The 17042-nt window shown below is 72.6% G+C and carries 17 protein-coding genes; 6 read left to right on the forward strand and 11 right to left on the reverse strand.

Annotation, left to right across the window (positions count from 1 at the left end):
* Positions 1 to 14: 14 nt before the first annotated feature.
* The 3 genes from H8838_RS10255 to H8838_RS10265 are packed head-to-tail and all read right to left on the reverse strand — an operon-like array spanning position 15 to position 4088.
* Positions 15 to 1451: a pyridoxal phosphate-dependent decarboxylase family protein gene (locus H8838_RS10255; protein WP_224766054.1), complete on the reverse strand. Its 1437-nt coding sequence runs from the start codon at positions 1449 to 1451 to the stop codon at positions 15 to 17.
* 38 nt (positions 1452 to 1489) lie between these two features.
* On the reverse strand, positions 1490 to 2719 hold the full coding sequence (locus H8838_RS10260) for an acyl-CoA dehydrogenase family protein (RefSeq protein WP_181311053.1): 1230 nt from the start codon (positions 2717 to 2719) through the stop codon (positions 1490 to 1492).
* A 16-nt stretch (positions 2720 to 2735) separates the two neighbouring features.
* Positions 2736 to 4088: an acyl-CoA dehydrogenase family protein gene (locus tag H8838_RS10265; protein WP_181311054.1), complete on the reverse strand. Its 1353-nt coding sequence runs from the start codon at positions 4086 to 4088 to the stop codon at positions 2736 to 2738.
* 87 nt (positions 4089 to 4175) lie between these two features.
* On the opposite strand from H8838_RS10265, the gene def reads away from it, so the two are divergent.
* On the forward strand, positions 4176 to 4766 hold the full coding sequence (gene def, locus H8838_RS10270) for a peptide deformylase (protein ID WP_181311055.1): 591 nt from the start codon (positions 4176 to 4178) through the stop codon (positions 4764 to 4766).
* Between the two features lie 86 nt (positions 4767 to 4852).
* A complete protein-coding gene (locus tag H8838_RS10275; RefSeq protein WP_185996138.1) occupies positions 4853 to 6124 on the forward strand; it encodes a hypothetical protein in 1272 nt (423 codons plus the stop codon).
* A 54-nt stretch (positions 6125 to 6178) separates the two neighbouring features.
* Here the strand turns inward: H8838_RS10275 and H8838_RS10280 are convergent, their stop codons facing one another.
* Both H8838_RS10280 and cobA read right to left on the reverse strand, forming a co-directional pair.
* A complete protein-coding gene (locus H8838_RS10280) occupies positions 6179 to 6982 on the reverse strand; it encodes a TrmH family RNA methyltransferase (protein WP_181311057.1) in 804 nt (267 codons plus the stop codon).
* A gap of 4 nt (positions 6983 to 6986) precedes the next feature.
* A complete protein-coding gene (cobA, locus tag H8838_RS10285) occupies positions 6987 to 8228 on the reverse strand; it encodes a uroporphyrinogen-III C-methyltransferase (protein ID WP_181311058.1) in 1242 nt (413 codons plus the stop codon).
* Between the two features lie 51 nt (positions 8229 to 8279).
* Here cobA and H8838_RS10290 point away from each other — a divergent pair, with 51 nt between their 5' ends.
* Positions 8280 to 8801 (forward strand): YbhB/YbcL family Raf kinase inhibitor-like protein, encoded by a 522-nt coding sequence (locus tag H8838_RS10290; RefSeq protein WP_185996137.1) that lies wholly within the window; start codon positions 8280 to 8282, stop codon positions 8799 to 8801.
* A gap of 41 nt (positions 8802 to 8842) precedes the next feature.
* Here the strand turns inward: H8838_RS10290 and H8838_RS10295 are convergent, their stop codons facing one another.
* Positions 8843 to 9490, reverse strand: a complete 648-nt coding sequence (locus H8838_RS10295) for an FMN reductase (RefSeq protein WP_185996136.1) — start codon at positions 9488 to 9490, stop codon at positions 8843 to 8845.
* Entirely contained in the window at positions 9487 to 10587 is a 1101-nt protein-coding gene (locus tag H8838_RS10300; RefSeq protein WP_185996135.1) for an LLM class flavin-dependent oxidoreductase, read from the reverse strand. The genes H8838_RS10295 and H8838_RS10300 overlap by 4 nt, the downstream gene beginning before the upstream one ends.
* Before the next feature lie 108 nt (positions 10588 to 10695).
* Between H8838_RS10300 and H8838_RS10305 the strand changes: the two genes are divergently transcribed.
* Complete coding sequence (locus tag H8838_RS10305; RefSeq protein WP_185996134.1) at positions 10696 to 11826, forward strand: alpha/beta hydrolase; 1131 nt, start codon at positions 10696 to 10698, stop codon at positions 11824 to 11826.
* Here H8838_RS10305 and H8838_RS10310 read toward each other — a convergent pair.
* From H8838_RS10310 to H8838_RS10325, 4 genes are read right to left on the reverse strand one after another with little or no spacing between them, the layout of a single operon-like run.
* Complete coding sequence (locus H8838_RS10310) at positions 11724 to 12488, reverse strand: sulfite exporter TauE/SafE family protein (RefSeq protein ID WP_185996133.1); 765 nt, start codon at positions 12486 to 12488, stop codon at positions 11724 to 11726. The genes H8838_RS10305 and H8838_RS10310 overlap by 103 nt on opposite strands.
* Positions 12485 to 13621, reverse strand: coding sequence for an SPFH domain-containing protein (locus tag H8838_RS10315; protein WP_185996132.1), 1137 nt, complete (start codon positions 13619 to 13621; stop codon positions 12485 to 12487). Before H8838_RS10315 ends, H8838_RS10310 begins: the two co-directional genes overlap by 4 nt.
* Before the next feature lie 33 nt (positions 13622 to 13654).
* Positions 13655 to 14116 (reverse strand): NfeD family protein, encoded by a 462-nt coding sequence (locus tag H8838_RS10320; RefSeq protein WP_181311065.1) that lies wholly within the window; start codon positions 14114 to 14116, stop codon positions 13655 to 13657.
* A 54-nt stretch (positions 14117 to 14170) separates the two neighbouring features.
* Positions 14171 to 14971 carry an ABC transporter ATP-binding protein gene (locus tag H8838_RS10325; protein ID WP_181311066.1) on the reverse strand — a complete coding sequence of 267 codons (801 nt, stop codon included), beginning with the start codon at positions 14969 to 14971 and terminating at the stop codon, positions 14171 to 14173.
* A 64-nt stretch (positions 14972 to 15035) separates the two neighbouring features.
* Here H8838_RS10325 and H8838_RS10330 point away from each other — a divergent pair, with 64 nt between their 5' ends.
* Positions 15036 to 15779 (forward strand): hypothetical protein, encoded by a 744-nt coding sequence (locus tag H8838_RS10330; RefSeq protein WP_181311067.1) that lies wholly within the window; start codon positions 15036 to 15038, stop codon positions 15777 to 15779.
* Positions 15780 to 15826: 47 nt separating this feature from the next.
* Complete coding sequence (gene serB, locus H8838_RS10335; protein ID WP_185996131.1) at positions 15827 to 17041, forward strand: phosphoserine phosphatase SerB; 1215 nt, start codon at positions 15827 to 15829, stop codon at positions 17039 to 17041.
* The last annotated feature ends 1 nt before the right edge of the window (position 17042 follow it).

The raw sequence follows: 17042 nt of genomic DNA on the forward strand, positions 1-17042 counted from the left end.
CCCTGAGGGCCGACTCACCTCGGATCAGCCGGCACCAGAGAGGTCAGCGCACGCCAGGTGCGCTCGACGTCCTCGGGGGTGGTCCGCCATCCCCCCACGGCCACCCGCATCGCGGTACTCCCGTCGACGGTGGTGTGGCTCAGGTAGGCCTCCCCGGAGTCGTTGAGCTCCTCCATCACCCGCCGCGTCTCCTCGTCCCCGGCACGCAGCCGGAAGACCACCAGTCCCAGCACCGGCTCGGTGACCAGCTCGAACCGCTCGTCGGAGCGCACCAGAGAGGCGAACCTGTCCGCCCCGGCGACCCCCGCGCGGATGTGCTCGGCCAGACCGCGCCGTCCGTAGGTCCGCAGCACGGCGAACAGCTTGAGGGCGCGGAACCGCCGTCCCAGCTGGGGGTGCCAGTCACGAAGGTCGGTCAGCGCCCCGGACTCCGCGGCAGGGGTGCGCAGGTACTCCGGCAGCAACGACAGCGCGCCCCGCAGCGCCGCGGAGTCGCGCACCCAGAACGCGCTGCAGTCGAACGTGGTCAACAGCCACTTGTGCGGGTTGGTGACGTAGGAGTCGGCGTGCTCGGCGACCCCCTCGTTGATCCACCGGTGCTCGGGGCAGACGGCCGCGGTCCCGGCCCACGCGGCGTCCACGTGCAGCCACGCCCCGTGCGCCAGGGCCAGCGGTCCGATCGCGGCCACGTCGTCCACCGCGCCCGTCGAGGTGGTCCCGACCGCCGCCTGGACCATCACCGGACGCAGGCCGGCGGCCACGTCCTCCTCGAGCGCGCGTGCCAGGGCCGCGACGTCCATCCGTCGCGTCCGCGGATCGACGGGGACGGTATGCAGCGCACGCTCGCCGAGGCCGCTCATCATCACCGCCTTGTGCAGGGAGGAGTGCGCCTCCTCGGAGCCGTAGACCCGGAGCAGGGAGGTGACGCCCTCGGCCCGGGCCGCGCCGTCGGTGGTCCGGTGGAGGGCGGCGAGGAGCGCGGTGAAGGTGGCCGTCGAGGCGGTGTCCTGGATGACACCGCCGCCCGGACCGCCACTGCGGAACGCCTCGGGCAGGCCCAGCCCCTCGGCCAGCCAGTCCAGCACCACCTGCTCGACCTCGGTCAGCGCCGGGCTCGTCGCCCAGAGCATCCCCTGGGCGCCGATCCCGCTGGAGAGCAGGTCGCCGAGCACGGCCGCCGGGGAGGAGTTGGCCGGGAAGTAGGCGAAGAAGCGCGGGTGCTGCCAATGGGTGATCCCGGGCAGGATCATCCGCTGCACGTCCGCGAGCACGGCGTCGAACTCCTCGCCGGTCTCCGGCATCGTGTCCGGCAGAGCCGCGGCGATCTCCCCCGGCGCGACCCGGGACCGGACCGGCAGCTCGTCGAGCGAGGACCAGTAGTCGGCGATCCAGTCCACGACCGCGTGGCCGTGCCGGCGGAACTCCTCCGGGGACATGTGCGGGCCGGTCATGCTCGCGACCCTAGTACGGCTACTTCAGCTCAGTGCGGCTACTTCAGCTCGGCGCTGGTCAGCCCCAGGACCCGGCGAGCCACGATCAGCTGCTGGATCTGCTGGGTGCCCTCGAAGATGTCGAGGATCTTGGAGTCTCGCGACCACTTCTCCAGCAGCTCGGCCTCGCTGTACCCCAGCGTGCCCGCCAGCTCGACGCAGGAGAGGGTGATGTCCGACCCGACCCGGCCCGCCTTCGCCTTGGCCATCGAGGCCTCCAGCGAGTTGGGCTTGCGGTTGTCGGCCATCCAGGCCGCCTGCATGGCCAGCAGCCGGGCGCCCTCCCAGTCTGCCTCCATCTGGAGGAACTTGGCCGCCGCGGCACTCTGCACCTGGGCGGGGCGGTCGTAGTCGATGGTGATCCCGGCCTGCTCGAGCAGGTCGCGGGTCAGGTCGAGCGAGGCCCGGGCGCAGCCGATCGCCATCGCCGCCACCATGGGCCGGGTGTTGTCGAAGGTCGCCATGGCCCCGCCGAAGCCGGCCTTGACGTCGATCTCGGGCGACCCCAGGAGGTTCTCCGCCGGCACCCGGCAGTCGGTGAAGGTGATCACGGCGGTGTCGGAGGCGCGGATCCCGAGCTTGTGCTCGAGCCGCTCGACCCGCATGCCCGGCGTGCCCTTCTCCACCACGAACGACTTGATCGCGGCGCGACCCAGGCTCTTGTCCAAGCTGGCCCACACGACGACCGCGCCGGCGCGCTCCCCGGAGGTGACGAAGATCTTCTCGCCGTTGAGCACGTAGTGGTCCCCGTCGAGGGTGGCGGTGGTCGACAGCGCGGCGGAGTCCGAGCCCATGCCCGGCTCCGTGATCGCCATCGCCGCCCACAGCCCGGCGAACCGCTTCTGCTGCTCGGCGTCGGCCACGGACGCGATGGCGGCGTTGCCCAGACCCTGGCGCGGCATGGAGAGCAGCAGGCCGGTGTCGCCCCAGCACATCTCCGCGATCGAGAGGATGGAGGCCAGGTTGGCGCCGTTGCGCACCCGGGACGGGTCGGCGTCCTTCTTCTTCTGCGCCGGGGTCTCCGTGCTGACGCCGGTCGCGCCGGCGCCCTCGGTGGTCCCGGACTCCGAGAGTCCGTCGATCATCGCGGCCAGCATGTCGAGCTCCTTGGGGTAGGAGTGCTCGGCGGCGTCGTACTTGCGGGAGATGGGCCGGAGCATGTTCATCGCGACCTGGTGGGCCTGGTCGATCAGCATCCGGTGCTTGCGGGGAGTCTCGAGGTTGATCATCTGCGGTGCCCCGTCCTCAGACGAGGACGCCTCCTTCCATCACGCCGAGGGCTCGGAGGTCGCGGTACCACCGCTCCACCGGGTGCTCCTTGACGAAGCCGTGTCCACCGAGCAGCTGGACGCCGTCCAGCCCGATCTTCATGCCCTTCTCCGCGCACAGCCGGCGGGCCAACGCCACCTCGCGGGCGAACTCCTTGCCCTGGGCCGCCCGGGACGCCGCCCGCCACGTCACCAGGCGCATCGCCTGCAGCTCGATGGCCATGTCGGCCACCATGAAGGCCACGGACTGCCGGTGGGCCACCGGCTCGCCGAACGCCTCACGCTCCTTGACGTACGGGGTGACGTAGTCGAGGACGGCCTGCCCGGTGCCCACCGCCAGGGCGCACCAGGCCAGGCGGGAGAGCCGCACGCACTCGGTGTACGTCGAGCCGTCGGCCTCGCCGAGCAGCTCGGCGGGCGTGCCGTCGAGCTGCAGCCGGGTGATGCCGGCGGCGCGGACCCCCATCGAGGGGTCGGCGACGACCTCGATGCCGGCGGCGCCGGACTCGACCAGGAACAGGGCCGGTCGACCGTCGAGCGACGCGCCGACCACGAAGAGCTCGGCCTCGGCGCCCCGAGGCACGGCCGACTTGACCCCGGTGAGCAGGTAGCCGTCGCCGGACCGGGTCGCGGTGGTCTGCGGGGCGAGCGCGTCGAAGAGGACCCGGGGCTCGGCCAGCGCCAGCGCCGCGGCTGGCACCTGGTCGCCGGTGAACGCCGGGAGGTAGGTCTGCTGCTGCTCGTCGCTCCCCCACAGCGACAGCGCGGTGGCGACCGCACCGGGGGCCAGCGCGGCCACCGCCAGGCCCATGTCACCGCGGGCCAGCGCCTCGGCGACCAGGGTGCCGGCCACCGCGGAGCGCTCCTCGCTGATCCCGCCCAGGGCCTCGGGCACGCCCAGGATCGGCAGACCGATGTCGGTGCTCGCGCGGAGCAGCTCCTCGGGCGCCGCGCAGGCCTCGTCGGCTGCCGCGGCGGCGGGCCGGACGACCTCGGCGGCGTACTCGGAGACCACGTCGACGAGCATCTGCTCGTCCTCGGTGGGCGTGAGGTCGAAGACGCCGGTCGGCTTGGCGTCCGGGACCCGGACCCCCGGCCCCTTCTTGCCGACGCGCGCGAACGTGCGACCTGCGGCCGCTGCGGTGCGGAAGCCGCTGCGGGTGGCGGTGAAGACCACCTGCTCCGCAGTGCGGCGCAGGCCTACGCGGTCCAGGAGGTCGCTCTGCGCGAGCTTGCTGAGGGCGGCCACGGCGTAGCCGAGCGGGGCCCGCGTCTCGGCGGACGCGACCCCGTTCCTGCCACCCGGACCCAGCACGGAGGAGAAAGCCATGCCCTGAATGTAACTGGGAGTTACACACCGCGCCACAGTTCGGGGTGTGGTGCAGATCACAGCAGTCCTCGTCCTAGGATCAGAGTCATGTCCGAGACTCCCCACGCACCGCACGGCACGCTTCCTCAGGGAGGCCGGGTCAGGCCGATCACCCGGTGGGGCACCCCGGTGATGCACCGCCCCCAGGCCCGGGTCACCTCCTTCGACGCCGACCTCACCGCCCTGGCCGCGGACATGGTCGCGACCATGTACGCCGCCGACGGGGTCGGCCTCGCCGCCTGCCAGATCGGTGAGGACGTGGCGATGTTCGTCTTCGACTGCCCCGACGACTCCGGGCGGCACACCGTCGGGGTGGTCTGCAACCCGGTGCTGGTGCTCCCCGAGGGCAAGGACCGGCACCTGGAGGAGGACGACGAGGGCTGCCTCTCCTTCCCCGGCGCGTTCGTCCCGTGCGCACGACCCGACCACGCGCGGGTCGAAGGGGTCGGCCTCGACGGCGAGCCGGTCGCCTTCGAGGGAGACGGGTTGCTCGCCCGCTGCCTGCAGCACGAGACCGACCACACGCTCGGCACTGTCTTCGGCGACCGGGTCGCCACCAAGCAGCGCAAGCGACTGCAGAAGGCGCACGACAAGGCGGTCGCCGACTACCCGCCCGGCTGGCCCGCCGAGGAAGACTGACCCAGCCTGCTGGTTCGCCTGCGCGAGGCCTCTGCGCGCGGCGATCATGACGCCATGGACGTGAGGCACCGGGTCTTCGCCCGCATGTGGGCGGTGGCGGCGCTCCCGCGCCCACCGCCCTCGGCCTGCTGCTGGCCGCCCTGGGCGTCGCGGCCACGGTGGTGCTGCTGACTCCGCGACGCGTCAGCATCCTGGTGCTGATGGCCCTGGTGCCGGCCACCGCCGTCCTCGAGGCGCCGGTGCTGGGCAACCACTGGCTGCTGGCCGGGCTGGTCTCGCTGGGCTACCTGCTCACCGGGGGCCGGTGGTCCCGGTTCGAGCCCCTGGCCCGGGTCGCACTGCTGTCGTTCTACGTCTTCGCCGCCTTCGCCAAGCTCAACACCGGCTTCCTGGACCCGGCGCTGAGCTGCGGACCCTTCCACCTGGACGAGGCGCTCGGCGCGGTGGGCATCGCCCCGGTGGACCGGGACGGGAGCCTGGGACTCCTGTCGGTCTGGGTCCCGGCCGCGATCGAGCTGGCGGTCCCGGTCCTGCTCCTGGTACGCCGCACGCGCCGCGCGGGCGTCCTCCTGGCCATGGCCTTCCACTCCGCGCTCTCGTTCGACCTCGGGCAGCACTTCTACGACTTCACCGCGGTCCTGCTCCCGCTCTTCGCGCTCTTCCTGGCCGACGGGTTCTTCGAGCGCTTCGACGCGGCGGGCCGCGCGTTCGGCCGGCGAGGGCGCACCGTCCTCCAGGCAGCGGTGGTGCTGGTCGGCACGTCGGTGACCGCGGCGAACGTCCTCCCGATCACCGTGGGGTCCCACGCGTGGCTCAGTGCCGGGACGTTCCTGTGGTGGACCCCCTTCGTCGCCCTGGTCGCCTGGTCGGCCTGCCCGTCGGCACCCTCGGTCCGGCTCGGCTGGCGGCTCGGCCCCGCCGCGGTTCTGGTCGCCGGCCTGGTGGTGGTCAACGGCCTGACCCCCTACCTGGAGCTCAAGTCCGGTTTCGGCTGGCACATGTACTCCAACCTGGTGCTCGTCGACGGGGCCTCCAACCACCTGGTCGTCCGCCGGAGCCTTCCGGTGCGCGAAGGACACCAGGACCTGGTCACCGTCCTGGCGAGCAGCGACCCCGGCCTCGCGGCGTACGTCGACCAGGAGTACCTGCTGCCCTGGCCGTCGCTGCGCGTGCACGCCCGGCAGGTACCGGACGCGTCGCTGACCTACGAGCGGGCCGGCGCGACCGTGGTCGTCGACCGCATCGGGAACTCGGCGCTGGCCGACCCCGTGCCGTGGTGGTGGCCCTGGATGCCGCTGCGCTCGGTGCACGCCACCACCCCGGCGACCTGCCAGGACTCCTACCTTCCGGTCCTGTGACGGGCAGGCGCGGCGGGCCGCCCCCGATCAGCAGCCCGGGAACAGCCGCCAGGCTCAGCGGTGGGCGGCCACGTAGCAGGCGACCGCGCTGGCCGCCGCCACGTTGAGGGAGTCGATCCCGGCCTGCATCGGGATCACCGCCCGCCGGGACGCGCTGCGCTGCCAGCGCTCGGAGATCCCGGGACCCTCCGAGCCGAGCACCAGGGCGAGCCGGTCCACCCCGTGCACGGCGTCGGGCACGGGCACCGCGTCCTCGGCCAGGGTGAGCGCCACGGTGGTGAAGCCGGCCCGCTCGAGCATCGGCATCGCGTCGTACCAGTCGTCGAGCCTGGTCCACGGAAGGGCGAACACCGCCCCCATCGCCACCTTAACCGAGCGCCGGTAGAGGGGGTCCGCGCACCGGGGCGAGAGCAGGACCGCGTCGAACCCCAGGGCGGCGGCGGAGCGGAAGACGGCACCCACGTTGGTGTGGTCGACCAGGTCCTCCAGCACCAGGACCGACCGGGCGCCGGCGAGCACCTCCTCGACCGAGGGGAGCGGACGGCGGTGCAGCGAGGCCAGGGCGCCACGGTGCACGTGGAAGCCGGTGACCTCCTCGGCCAGCTGCTCGTCCAGCACGTAGCAGGGCACGTCGGCGCGGGAGAGCACGTCCTCCAGGCCGTCGAGCCACCGAGGTGCCATCAGGAACGAGCGGGGGTCGAACCCCCGCTCGACCGCCCGCCGCACCACCTTCTCGCCCTCGGCGATGAAGAGGCCGTGCTCGGCCTCCAGGCTCTTGCGCAGTTGGACGTCGCGCAGGTCGCGGTAGTCGGCGAGCCGGGGGTCGTCTGCGGAGGTGATCTCGATCAGGTGCGCCACGCGACTACTCTGCCGCCTGCCTGGTCGGTGTCCGGAACCGGTCCGGGTGGGCGACCCGGACGACCTCGCCGACCACGATGATCGCGGGCGGGCGCACCCCCTGCGCCTCGACGTCGGCCGGCAGTTCGGCCAGGGTGGTGAGCACGGTCCGCTCCCCCGGCATCGTGCCGTCGATGATCACGGCCACCGGGGTCCCGGGGGGTCGCCCGCCCTGCACCAGCGCCTCGGCGATGGCCGCGGCGTTCTCCACGGCCATCAGCAGCACGACCGTGCCCTGCATCGCGCCCAGGGCCGACCAGCTGACCAGCGACTCCGGGTGCCCCGGCGGCAGGTGCCCGCTGACCACCGTGAACTCGTGGGCCACGCCGCGGTGGGTGACCGGGATCTGCGAGATCCCCGGCACGGTGACCGACGAGGAGAGACCGGGCACCACGGTCACCGGCACGCCGGCCTCCCGGCAGGCCAGGACCTCCTCGAAGCCGCGACCGAAGACGAAGCTGTCGCCGCCCTTGAAGCGGACCACCCGCTTGCCCTGGCGCGCACGGTCGACCAGCAGCTCGTTGATCTGCTCCTGGCGCGCGCTGCGGCCACGCGGCAGCTTGGCCACGTCGACCAGCTCCACGTGCGGGCCGAGCTCCTCCAGCAGCGCCCGGGGCGCCAGGCGGTCGGCGACGACGACGTCGGCCGAGGCCAGGGCGTGCCGGGCCGCGACGGTGACCAGGTCCGGGTCGCCGGGGCCGCCTCCGACCAGGACGACGCCCGGGCTCCGGTCGAGCGCGCCGGAGGTGGCCAGGTGGCCGTCGCGCAGGGCGGTGACGATGTCGTCGCGCAGGGCCGCGGACTGCCGCGGCTCACGGTTGCCGAGCACCGCCACGGTGACGGAGCCGTGCCGCCCGACCGCAGGCGTCCAGGCCGTCGCCCGGGTGGCGTCGTCGCTGCGGACGCAGAAGATCCGGCGTTCCTCGGCCGCGGCCGAGACCTCTTCGTTGGCCTGCGGGTCGTTGGTGGCCGCCACGACGTACCACGCACCGTCCAGGTCCGAGGGCCGGAACCGGCGCAGCTCGAGGGTGAGCTCGTCGGCCATCCCCTCGATCGCCGGGGTGACCTCGGGCGAGACCACGGTCACCACGGCGCCCGCTCCCAGCAGCGACGGGAGGCGGCGCTGGGCGACGTGCCCGCCACCCACCACCACCACCTTGCGACCGGACAGACGGAGACCAACGGGATACGGGGGGAAGTCGTTCACTCCCCCATTGTCTCCGGGCCTGCGTCGGGCGCTGTGGCTAGAGTCCGAGGCATGAGCATCGAACGCCCGATCGCCCCCAACCCCTACGACTACCTCCCGCCGGTCCCGTCGTTCACGGTGACCAGCACCGACATCGTCGACGGAGGTCCGCTCAAGGACGACCAGGTGGCCCACCTCGGCAACACCTCTCCTCACCTGAGCTGGGAGGACGCCCCGGAGGGCACGAAGTCGTTCGTGGTCACCTGCTTCGACCCGGACGCGCCGACCCCCTCGGGGTTCTGGCACTGGGCCCTGGTCGACGTCCCCGCCGCGGTCAGCGAGCTGGAGCCCGGAGCCGCCGGCGGCCAGCTGCCCGGCGCCGCCTTCCAGCTGCGCAACGACGGGGGCGAGATCGGGTTCATGGGAGCGGCCCCGCCCGAGGGCGACCACCCGCACCGCTACTTCTTCGTGGTGCACGCGGTGGGTGAGGAGACGCTCGGGATCGACCCGGACGCCTCCAACGCGGTGATGAGCTTCAACCTGGCGTTCAAGACGCTGGGCCGGGCCGTCCTGCACGGCACCTACCAGCGCTGAGACCGTGCCTGGACCGGCCGGGGCCGGCCGGTCCAGGCCCGTCAGGCCCGGCGCATCAGTTCCTCGAACGGGGTCGGGTTCGGGAGCTCCTGCCCGACCGCCCGGAGGTGCCCCGGCACGCTGGTGCTGCCGGGACCACCGGTCGCGACACCGGTCACGCCCAGCAGAGCCACCAGCTCGCCCGCCGCACGCTGGATCCGGGCGCTCAGCCGCTGTGCCTCGACACCGCCGAAGTCCTCGGTGGCGGCGAAGACCGCCGTCGGCACCGGCGAGGAACCCAGGTAGGCGAAGAGCGGGCGCAGCGCGTGCTCGAGCACCAGCGAGTGCCGAGCCGTGCCCGCGGTCGCGGCCAGCAGCACCGGGGTGCCGGCCAGGGTGCGGGGCTCCAGGACGTCGAAGAAGGTCTTGAAGAGCCCGGAGTACGACGCCGAGAACACCGGCGTCACCGCGATCAGCGCGTCCGCACCGGCAACCAGCTCGATCGCCTCGGCCAGGGCGCCGGTGGCGAACCCGGTGAGCATCCGGTCGGCGAGGGCATGCGCGTGCTCCCTCAGCTCGATCACCTCGACCTGGGCGTCCCGTCCGGCGTCGCGGAGCGCGGTGGCGACGGCCTCGCTCAGCTGGTCCGCGAGGAGCCGGGTGGAGGACGGGGTGCCGAGGCCCGCGGTGACGACCACGACCCGGGTCATGCGACCACCTCCTGCTGAGCGGCCGCGGCCGCCGAGGCGACCCGCGAGGCGTGCGTGGGCGCGTCCGGCACGTGCGCGGGCTTCAGGGCGGCGAACTCCCTGCGCAGCACCGGCACGACCTCCTCGCCGAGCAGGTCGAGCTGCTCGAGCACCGTCTTCAACGGCAGTCCTGCGTGGTCCATCAGCCAGAGCTGGCGCTGGTAGTCACCGACGTACTCCCGGGTGGCCAGGGTCCGCTCGATCACCTCCTGCGGAGACCCGACGGTCAGCGGGGTCTGCCGGGTGAACTCCTCCAGCGACGGGCCGTGCCCGTAGACGGGCGCGTTGTCGAAGTAGGGGCGGAACTCCCGGACGGCGTCCTGGCTGTTCTTCCGCATGAAGACCTGCCCTCCCAGCCCGACGATCGCCTGGTCGGCGGAGCCGTGACCGTAGTGCTCGAAGCGCCGACGGTAGAGCCGGACCATCTGGGCGGCGTGGGACGAGGGCCAGAAGATGTGGTTGTGGAAGAAGCCGTCGCCGTAGTAGGCGGCCTGCTCGGCGATCTCGGGGCTGCGGATGGAGCCGTGCCAGACGAAGGGGGCCACTCCGTCGAGGGGACGCGGGGTCGAGGTGAAGCCCTGCAGCGGCGTGCGGTGCTTCCCCTCCCAGGTCACCACGTCCTCGTGCCACAGCCGGCGCAGCAGCGCATAGTTCTCGATGGCGAGCTCGATGCCGTCCCGGATGTCCTTGCCGAACCAGGGGTAGACCGGCCCGGTGTTCCCGCGACCGAGCATCAGGTCCACCCGCCCGTCGGCGAGGTGCTGCAGCTGCGCGTAGTCCTCGGCGATCCGCACCGGGTCGGTGGTGGTGATCAGCGTGGTCGAGGTGGAGAGCAGCAGCCGCTCGGTCTGCGCCGCGACGTAGGCCATGGTGGTGGTCGGCGAGCTGGCAGCGAAGGGCGGGTTGTGGTGCTGCCCGAAGGCCATCACGTCCAGCCCGACCTCCTCGGCCTTGCGCGCGATCGCCAGGGTGGCCTTGATCCGCTCGTGCTCGGTCGGGGTGCGCCCCGTGGTCGGGTCCGTCGTGACGTCGCCGACGGTGAAGATGCCGAACTGCATGACCCGCTCCTCTGATTGAATCCTGAACTATCGACGGAACCGCGGCAGCTCCCTCGCTATTCCCGGCACTCCCGCGGCCGTCGCCGAGCGCCTGTCAGACTGAGGGTCATGCGCTCCGTGGCTCCTGGACCGGCCGTCGACATCCTCGGCGCCCCGTACGAGGTGGAGGAGATCGACCTCGGCGAGGACGACGAGGGGCCGGTGGTGGCCACCCTCGTCCGCCGGCCCACCCACGGCGAGACCAACTGCGCGGTCCTGCACCTGCACGGTTTCGCCGACTACTTCTTCCAGACCGAGTACGCCGAGTGGTGGACCGCCCGGGGGTACACCTTCTACGCGCTGGACCTGCGCAAGTACGGCCGCTCGATCCGGGGGCACCAGACCCCCAACTACGTCAGCGACCTGGCGGAGTACTTCCCGGAGATCGACGAGGCCTTCCGCCGGATCACCGAGCGGGACGGGCACGAGGCCGTGGTCGGCTCCGCCCACTCCACCGGTGGCCTGACGCTCCCCCTGTGGGCCCACGACCGGCAACCCGGCCTGGCCGGGATGGTGCTCAACTCCCCCTGGTTCGACCTGCAGGGCCCGTGGTGGCTGCGCACCGTGGGCACCGAGCTCGTACGCCGCCTCGCCGACCTCGCGCCCCGGACCGTCGTGCCGCGCACGGTGAGCGGCCTGTACGCCCGCTCGCTCCACCTTGACCACGAGGGCGACTGGTCCTTCGACCTGGCCTGGAAGCCGCTGGAGTCCTGGCCGGTGCGCACCGGCTGGCTGCGCGCGGTCCGCGCCGGGCACGCGAGGCTGCACCGCGGGCTGGAGGTCGGGTGTCCTGCGCTGGTGCTCTCCTCGGCCCGCACCGGGCAGCCGGTCGCGATGGACGAGGACGTGCACACCACCGACATCGTGCTGGACGTGGAGCAGATCCGCCGGTGGGCGCCGTCGCTGGGAGCGCACGTGACCAGCGTGGCGATCCCGGGCGCGCGGCACGACGTGGTGCTCTCCCGTCCCCAGGCCCGGGCCGAGGTCTACCGAGCCCTGGACGCCTGGCTCACCGCCTGGGTGGAGGCCCCCGAGATCCAGGCCACCGAGGATCAGGCCACCGAGGATCAGGCCACCGAGGATCAGGCCACCGAGGATCAGCCCACCAGGAACGCGGTCAGCGCAACCAGCCCGACCACCACGATCGTGGCGCGCAGCCACGGGTCGGGAAGCCTTCGGCCCACCTTGGCGCCGAGCTGACCCCCGACCACCGCACCGACGGCGATCAGCAGCACCACCTGCCAGTCGACCGGCGCGACCACGGCGAAGACCAGTCCCGAGACACCGTTGACGACCGCGCCCAGGATGTTCTTGATCCCGTTGAGCCGCTGCAACGCCTCGTCGATGCCGATGCCGAGGATGGCCATCAGCAGCACGCCCTGGGCGGCCCCGAAGTAGCCGCCGTAGATCCCGGCGAGCAGCACGGACGGCCACACCCACCAGGCGCCGTGGTGCGGCAGCCCACCGCGCTCGGCGTGCCGGGCCGCGACCCGGCGGGAGATGCTCGGGCCCAGCACCACCAGCACGATGCCGAGCAGGATCAGCACCGGAACGATCGCCTCGAAGGCGCTCGCCGGCAGGACCAGGAGGAGCAGCGCGCCCAGCACTCCCCCGACCAGCGAGGCCGAGGAGAGCCGGAGCACGCGGGCGCGCTGACCGGCCAGCTCGCGGCGGTAGCCGATCGCGCCGGAGATCGAGCCGGGCACCAGCCCGATGGTGTTGGAGACGTTCGCGGTCACGGGAGGCACACCGAACGCCAGCAAGGTCGGGAACGTGATCAACGTTCCCGACCCCACCAGCGTGTTGATGCCTCCTGCCAGGACCCCGGCGAGCGCGACCAGGATGCCCTCGAGGAGTGTCACGGTGCCGGCGGCTCCTCAGACCTCGTACCGGTGGGAGCTCCCGGTGCGAGCCCTCCGGACGAGGCGGCGCCACCACCGGTCGGCGTCTGCGAGGCCTCCTGCGCAGCGGCGATGGCCTCCTCGACCGCCTTGCTCGCCGATCCGCTCGCCTCGGTCTGGCTCTTCGGCAGCTGCGGCTCCGTGGGGCCCATGTCGACCCGCTTGGTCGGGGTCGCGTCGCGCGGGATGCCCGCCATGTCCGTCATCGTCGAGCCGAGGCCCTCGAGCGCCTTGCCGATCTCGGACGGGACGATCCACACCTTGTTGGCGTCGCCCTCGGCGATCTTCGGCATCATCTGCAGGTACTGGTAGGCGAGCAGCGACTGGTCCGGGCGTCCGTCGTGGATCGCCTGGAAGACCGTCTGGATCGCCTGTCCCTCACCCTGCGCGCGCAGGATCTGAGACTCCCGCTCCGCCTGGGCCCGGAGGATCTGAGACTCCCGGTCACCCTCGGCGGAGAGGATCGCGGCCTGCTTGGAGCCCTCCGCGGTGAGGATCGCGGACTGCCGCTCACCCTCGGCGGTGAGGATCGCGGCCCGCTTGTCGCGGTCGGCGCGCATCTGCTTCTCCATCGAGTCCTTGATGGACGGCGGCGGGTCGATCCCCTTGATCTCCACCCGGCCGACCCGGATGCCCCAGCGCCCGGTGGCCTCGTCCAGGACGCCGCGCAGACCGGAGTTGATCTGCTCGCGGCTGGTCAGCGTCTCCTCGAGGTCCATGCCACCCACGATGTTGCGCAGGGTGGTCATGGTCAGCTGCTCGACCGCCTGGATGTAGTTGGCGATCTCGTAGGTCGCGGCGACCGGGTCGGTGACCTGGAAGTAGATGACCGTGTCGATCGAGACCACCAGGTTGTCCTCGGTGATCACCGGCTGCGGCGGGAAGCTGACGACCTGCTCACGCAGGTCGATCAGGTAGCGCACCCGGTCGATGAACGGCACGACGATGTTGAGGCCAGCGGGCAGCGTCTGCTTGTACTTGCCGAAGCGTTCCACGATGCCGGCGCGGGCCTGCGGCACGATGCGTACCGTCTTGGCCAGCACCACGACGACGAAGACCACCAGCAGTGCGAGCAGGACGAAGAAGAACTCCATCGGCCCTCCGTTCCGAAGTAGGAGTTGTGCGGGTCAGGGTTCGAGCTGGGCGATCGGGTGGACCAGGGCGGTCGCACCGCGGATCTCGAGCACCTCCACCGTGGCGCCTGCCGGGATGGTGAGGGTGTCGTCGTACGGCAACGCGGACCAGATCTCGCCGTCGAGCCGGATCCGGCCGACCAGGGTCCCCGTGATGTCCTCGGTGACCAGCGCCTGCTTTCCGACCAGCCGGGTGTGGCCGAGCCGGAGCTCGGGCCCGCCGTGCAGGCGGCCGACCAGTGAGGGGCGGAGCAGGAGCAGGGCCGCCATCGAGGTGGCTGCAGCGGCGACCACCTGGATCCCCACGTGGAGATCCAGCATGGCGGCGAGCATCCCCACCACCGCGCCGGCGGCCAGCATGATCAGGACGAGGTCGAGACTGAACATCTCAGCGACCCCGAGAAGCACGGCTACGCCCAGCCACGTCTCCCAGGCATGCTCGCGGAACCAGTCCATGCGGCAACCCTATCTGCTGACGTGAGGGTCCTCACGCCATACCGGCAGGGAGGCTCAGCCGGCCCGACGGGCGGGACGACGCCGGGCGGCGTAGCGCCCGTCCTCGGCGCGCAGCAGCAGGGGCATGCCGTACGTCTCGGAGAGGGCCTCCTCGGTGACCACCCGGTCCAGCGGTCCCTGCGCGACGACCCGGCCCTGCCGGAGCATCAGCGCGTGGGTGAACCCGGGAGGGATCTCCTCCACGTGGTGCGAGACCAGCACGGTGGCCGGCGAGTCGGGGTCCAGCGCCAGCGCCGACAGGGTGGAGACGAGGTCCTCCCGGCCACCGAGGTCCAGGCCGGCGGCCGGCTCGTCGAAGAGCAGCAGCTCGGGATCGGTCATCAGTGCCCGGGCGATCTGCACCCGCTTGCGCTCACCCTCGCTGAGGGTGCCGAAGGTGCGCTGGGTCAGGTGCCGGGCCCCGACCTCGGCGAGCAGCATCTCGGCGCGGTCGTGGTCCAAGGTCTCATAGACCTCGCGCCAGCGGCCGAGCACCCCGTAGGAGGCCGAGACCACCACGTCGTGCACGCGCTCGTCGCGCGGGATCCGGTCCGCCAGCGCCGCGCTGGTCAGCCCGATCCTGGTGCGCAGCTCGAACACGTCGACCGTGCCGAGCACCTCCTCGAGGATCCCGGCGACGCCACCCGAGGGATGCATCTGGGCGGCCGCCACCTGCAGCAGCGTCGTCTTGCCGGCCCCGTTGGGCCCCAGGACGACCCAGCGCTCGTCCTCCTCGACCGACCAGGTCACGCTGTCCAGCAGGGTGGCCGTTCCTCGTCGCACGGTGACGTCTGCGAACTCCAGCACGGCGACCATGGTCCTCACCCTATCCAGACCTGCCCGGGCCGACGCGGACCCGGTGCCGGGTAGCCTCCGAGGCGTGAGCACCGTCCTGCCCGACGCCGCCCTCCTCGCCTGGTGGGGCACGGCGTGGCTGCGCGGCCACGTGCTGGCCGACCACCTCCTCGACGCACTCGAGTCGACCGGGTCCGTGCACACCGCGCGTCCCGGCCCCGAGCCGGTCGGCGACCTTCCGGGCACCGGAGTCCTCGACCTGCTGCGGACCCTGCGTGACGCCGGCGCCGACCACCTCGCGCTGGCCCTCCCGGTCGACGGGGACCCGCTGGGCCTCGGCGGGCCCCCCGGGTTCAACTTCGCCGCGCTCGAGGCAGGCCAGGCGGTCCTGGCGCCCGAGGCCGGTCTGGGCGCGGTGCCCGAGGTCGTCGGCGCGGGCACCACCTGGGTGCTGAGGCCCGCGTCGCGGGCCGCCGTGCCGGACGTCGGCGAGGCCGACCGCGGACTGCGCGCCGCTGTGCCGGAGACCGCCCAGGCCCTCGCCCAGCTGGACGTCGCGCGCTGGCGTCCGGAGGTCGCCGACGCGATCATGGACCTGCACCACGTCCCGGACCTCGATGCACCGCCCGGGACCCCGGCCCGTTGCGTGGCCCTGGCCGCCCGGTCCCTGCAGTGCTGGGCGATCACCGAGCTCGCGGCCCAGGACCACGGAGCCGCCGTCACGGCCTCGGAGATGGCCCGGCGGGAGGCGGCGCTGCAGCCCCTCGAGCGGGCCGCGCGACGAGGGCTGGTGGCGGCGTGCTCGCCCCAGGTGTGGCCCGCGGGCTGATCCCCTCGTGGGGCGGCCCGCCCGCGCGCAGTAATCTCGGGCTTGCCATGGACCCCGAAGCCCCGAAGACCCTGCTCATCACCTTGACCGGCAAGGACCGACCGGGCGTCACCGCGGCCGTCTTCGACCGGCTCGCCCAGGCGGGCGTCGAGGTGCTCGACATCGAGCAGATCGTGCTGCGCAGGCGGCTCGTGCTCGGCGTGCTGGTCACCGCGCCGCACGACTGGAAGCGGCTGAGTGCCCAGGTCGAGCGCGCCGCCGACGAGCTGCAGATGCAGGTCGAGGTCGAGCGCGGGGTCGGCGACAACCGGGTCCGTGCGACGGGACGCAGCCACGTCACGGTGATCGGCTCCCCGCTGCGCGCCAGCGCGATGGCCGCCATCGCCGGCCGGATCGCCGACAGCGGAGCCAACATCGACCGGATGGAGCGGATGGCGCGCTACCCCGTCACCGCGATCGACCTGCACGTCTCGGGGATCGCACCCGAACGGCTGCGGGTGATGCTCGCCAAGGAGGCGGCGAGCCAGGGGGTCGACGTCGCCGTCCAGCCCGCCAACCTGCTGCGCCGGGGCATGCGCCTGATCGTGATGGACGTCGACTCGACGCTGGTCCAGGGCGAGGTGATCGAGATGCTCGCGGCCCACGCCGGCGTGGAGGCCGAGGTCGCCCGGGTGACCGAGGCGGCGATGCGCGGCGAGCTGGACTTCGCCGAGTCGTTGCACCACCGGGTGGCGCTGCTCGCCGGGGTGCCCGCCAGCGCACTGGACGAGGTCTACCGCGACCTCGTGCTCGCGCCGGGTGCTCGGACCATGGTGCGCACCCTGCGTCGTCTCGGCTACCGGTTCGCGCTCGTGTCCGGCGGCTTCAGCCAGATCACCGACCGGCTCGCCCGCGACCTGCACATCGACTTCGCCCGGGCCAACGAGCTGGAGATCGTCGACGGGGTGCTGACGGGACGGATCGTCGGCCCGGTCGTCGACCGAGCGGGCAAGGCCACGGCGCTGCGCGAGTTCGCCGCTGCCTGCGGGGTCTCGGAGGAGGCGGTGATCGCCATCGGCGACGGGGCCAACGACCTCGACATGCTGAACGCCGCCGGCCTGGGCATCGCCTACAACGCCAAGCCGATGGTGCGCGACGCCGCCGACACCGCGGTCAACGTGCCCTACCTGGACGCGATCGTCTACCTGCTCGGCATCTCCCGCGAGGAGGTCGAGGCGGCCGACGCCGCCGCCGGGATCGTCACGCCGGCCCCACCCGTCTGAG

This window comes from Nocardioides campestrisoli (genome assembly GCF_013624435.2).
GTDB classification, from domain to species: domain Bacteria; phylum Actinomycetota; class Actinomycetes; order Propionibacteriales; family Nocardioidaceae; genus Nocardioides; species Nocardioides campestrisoli.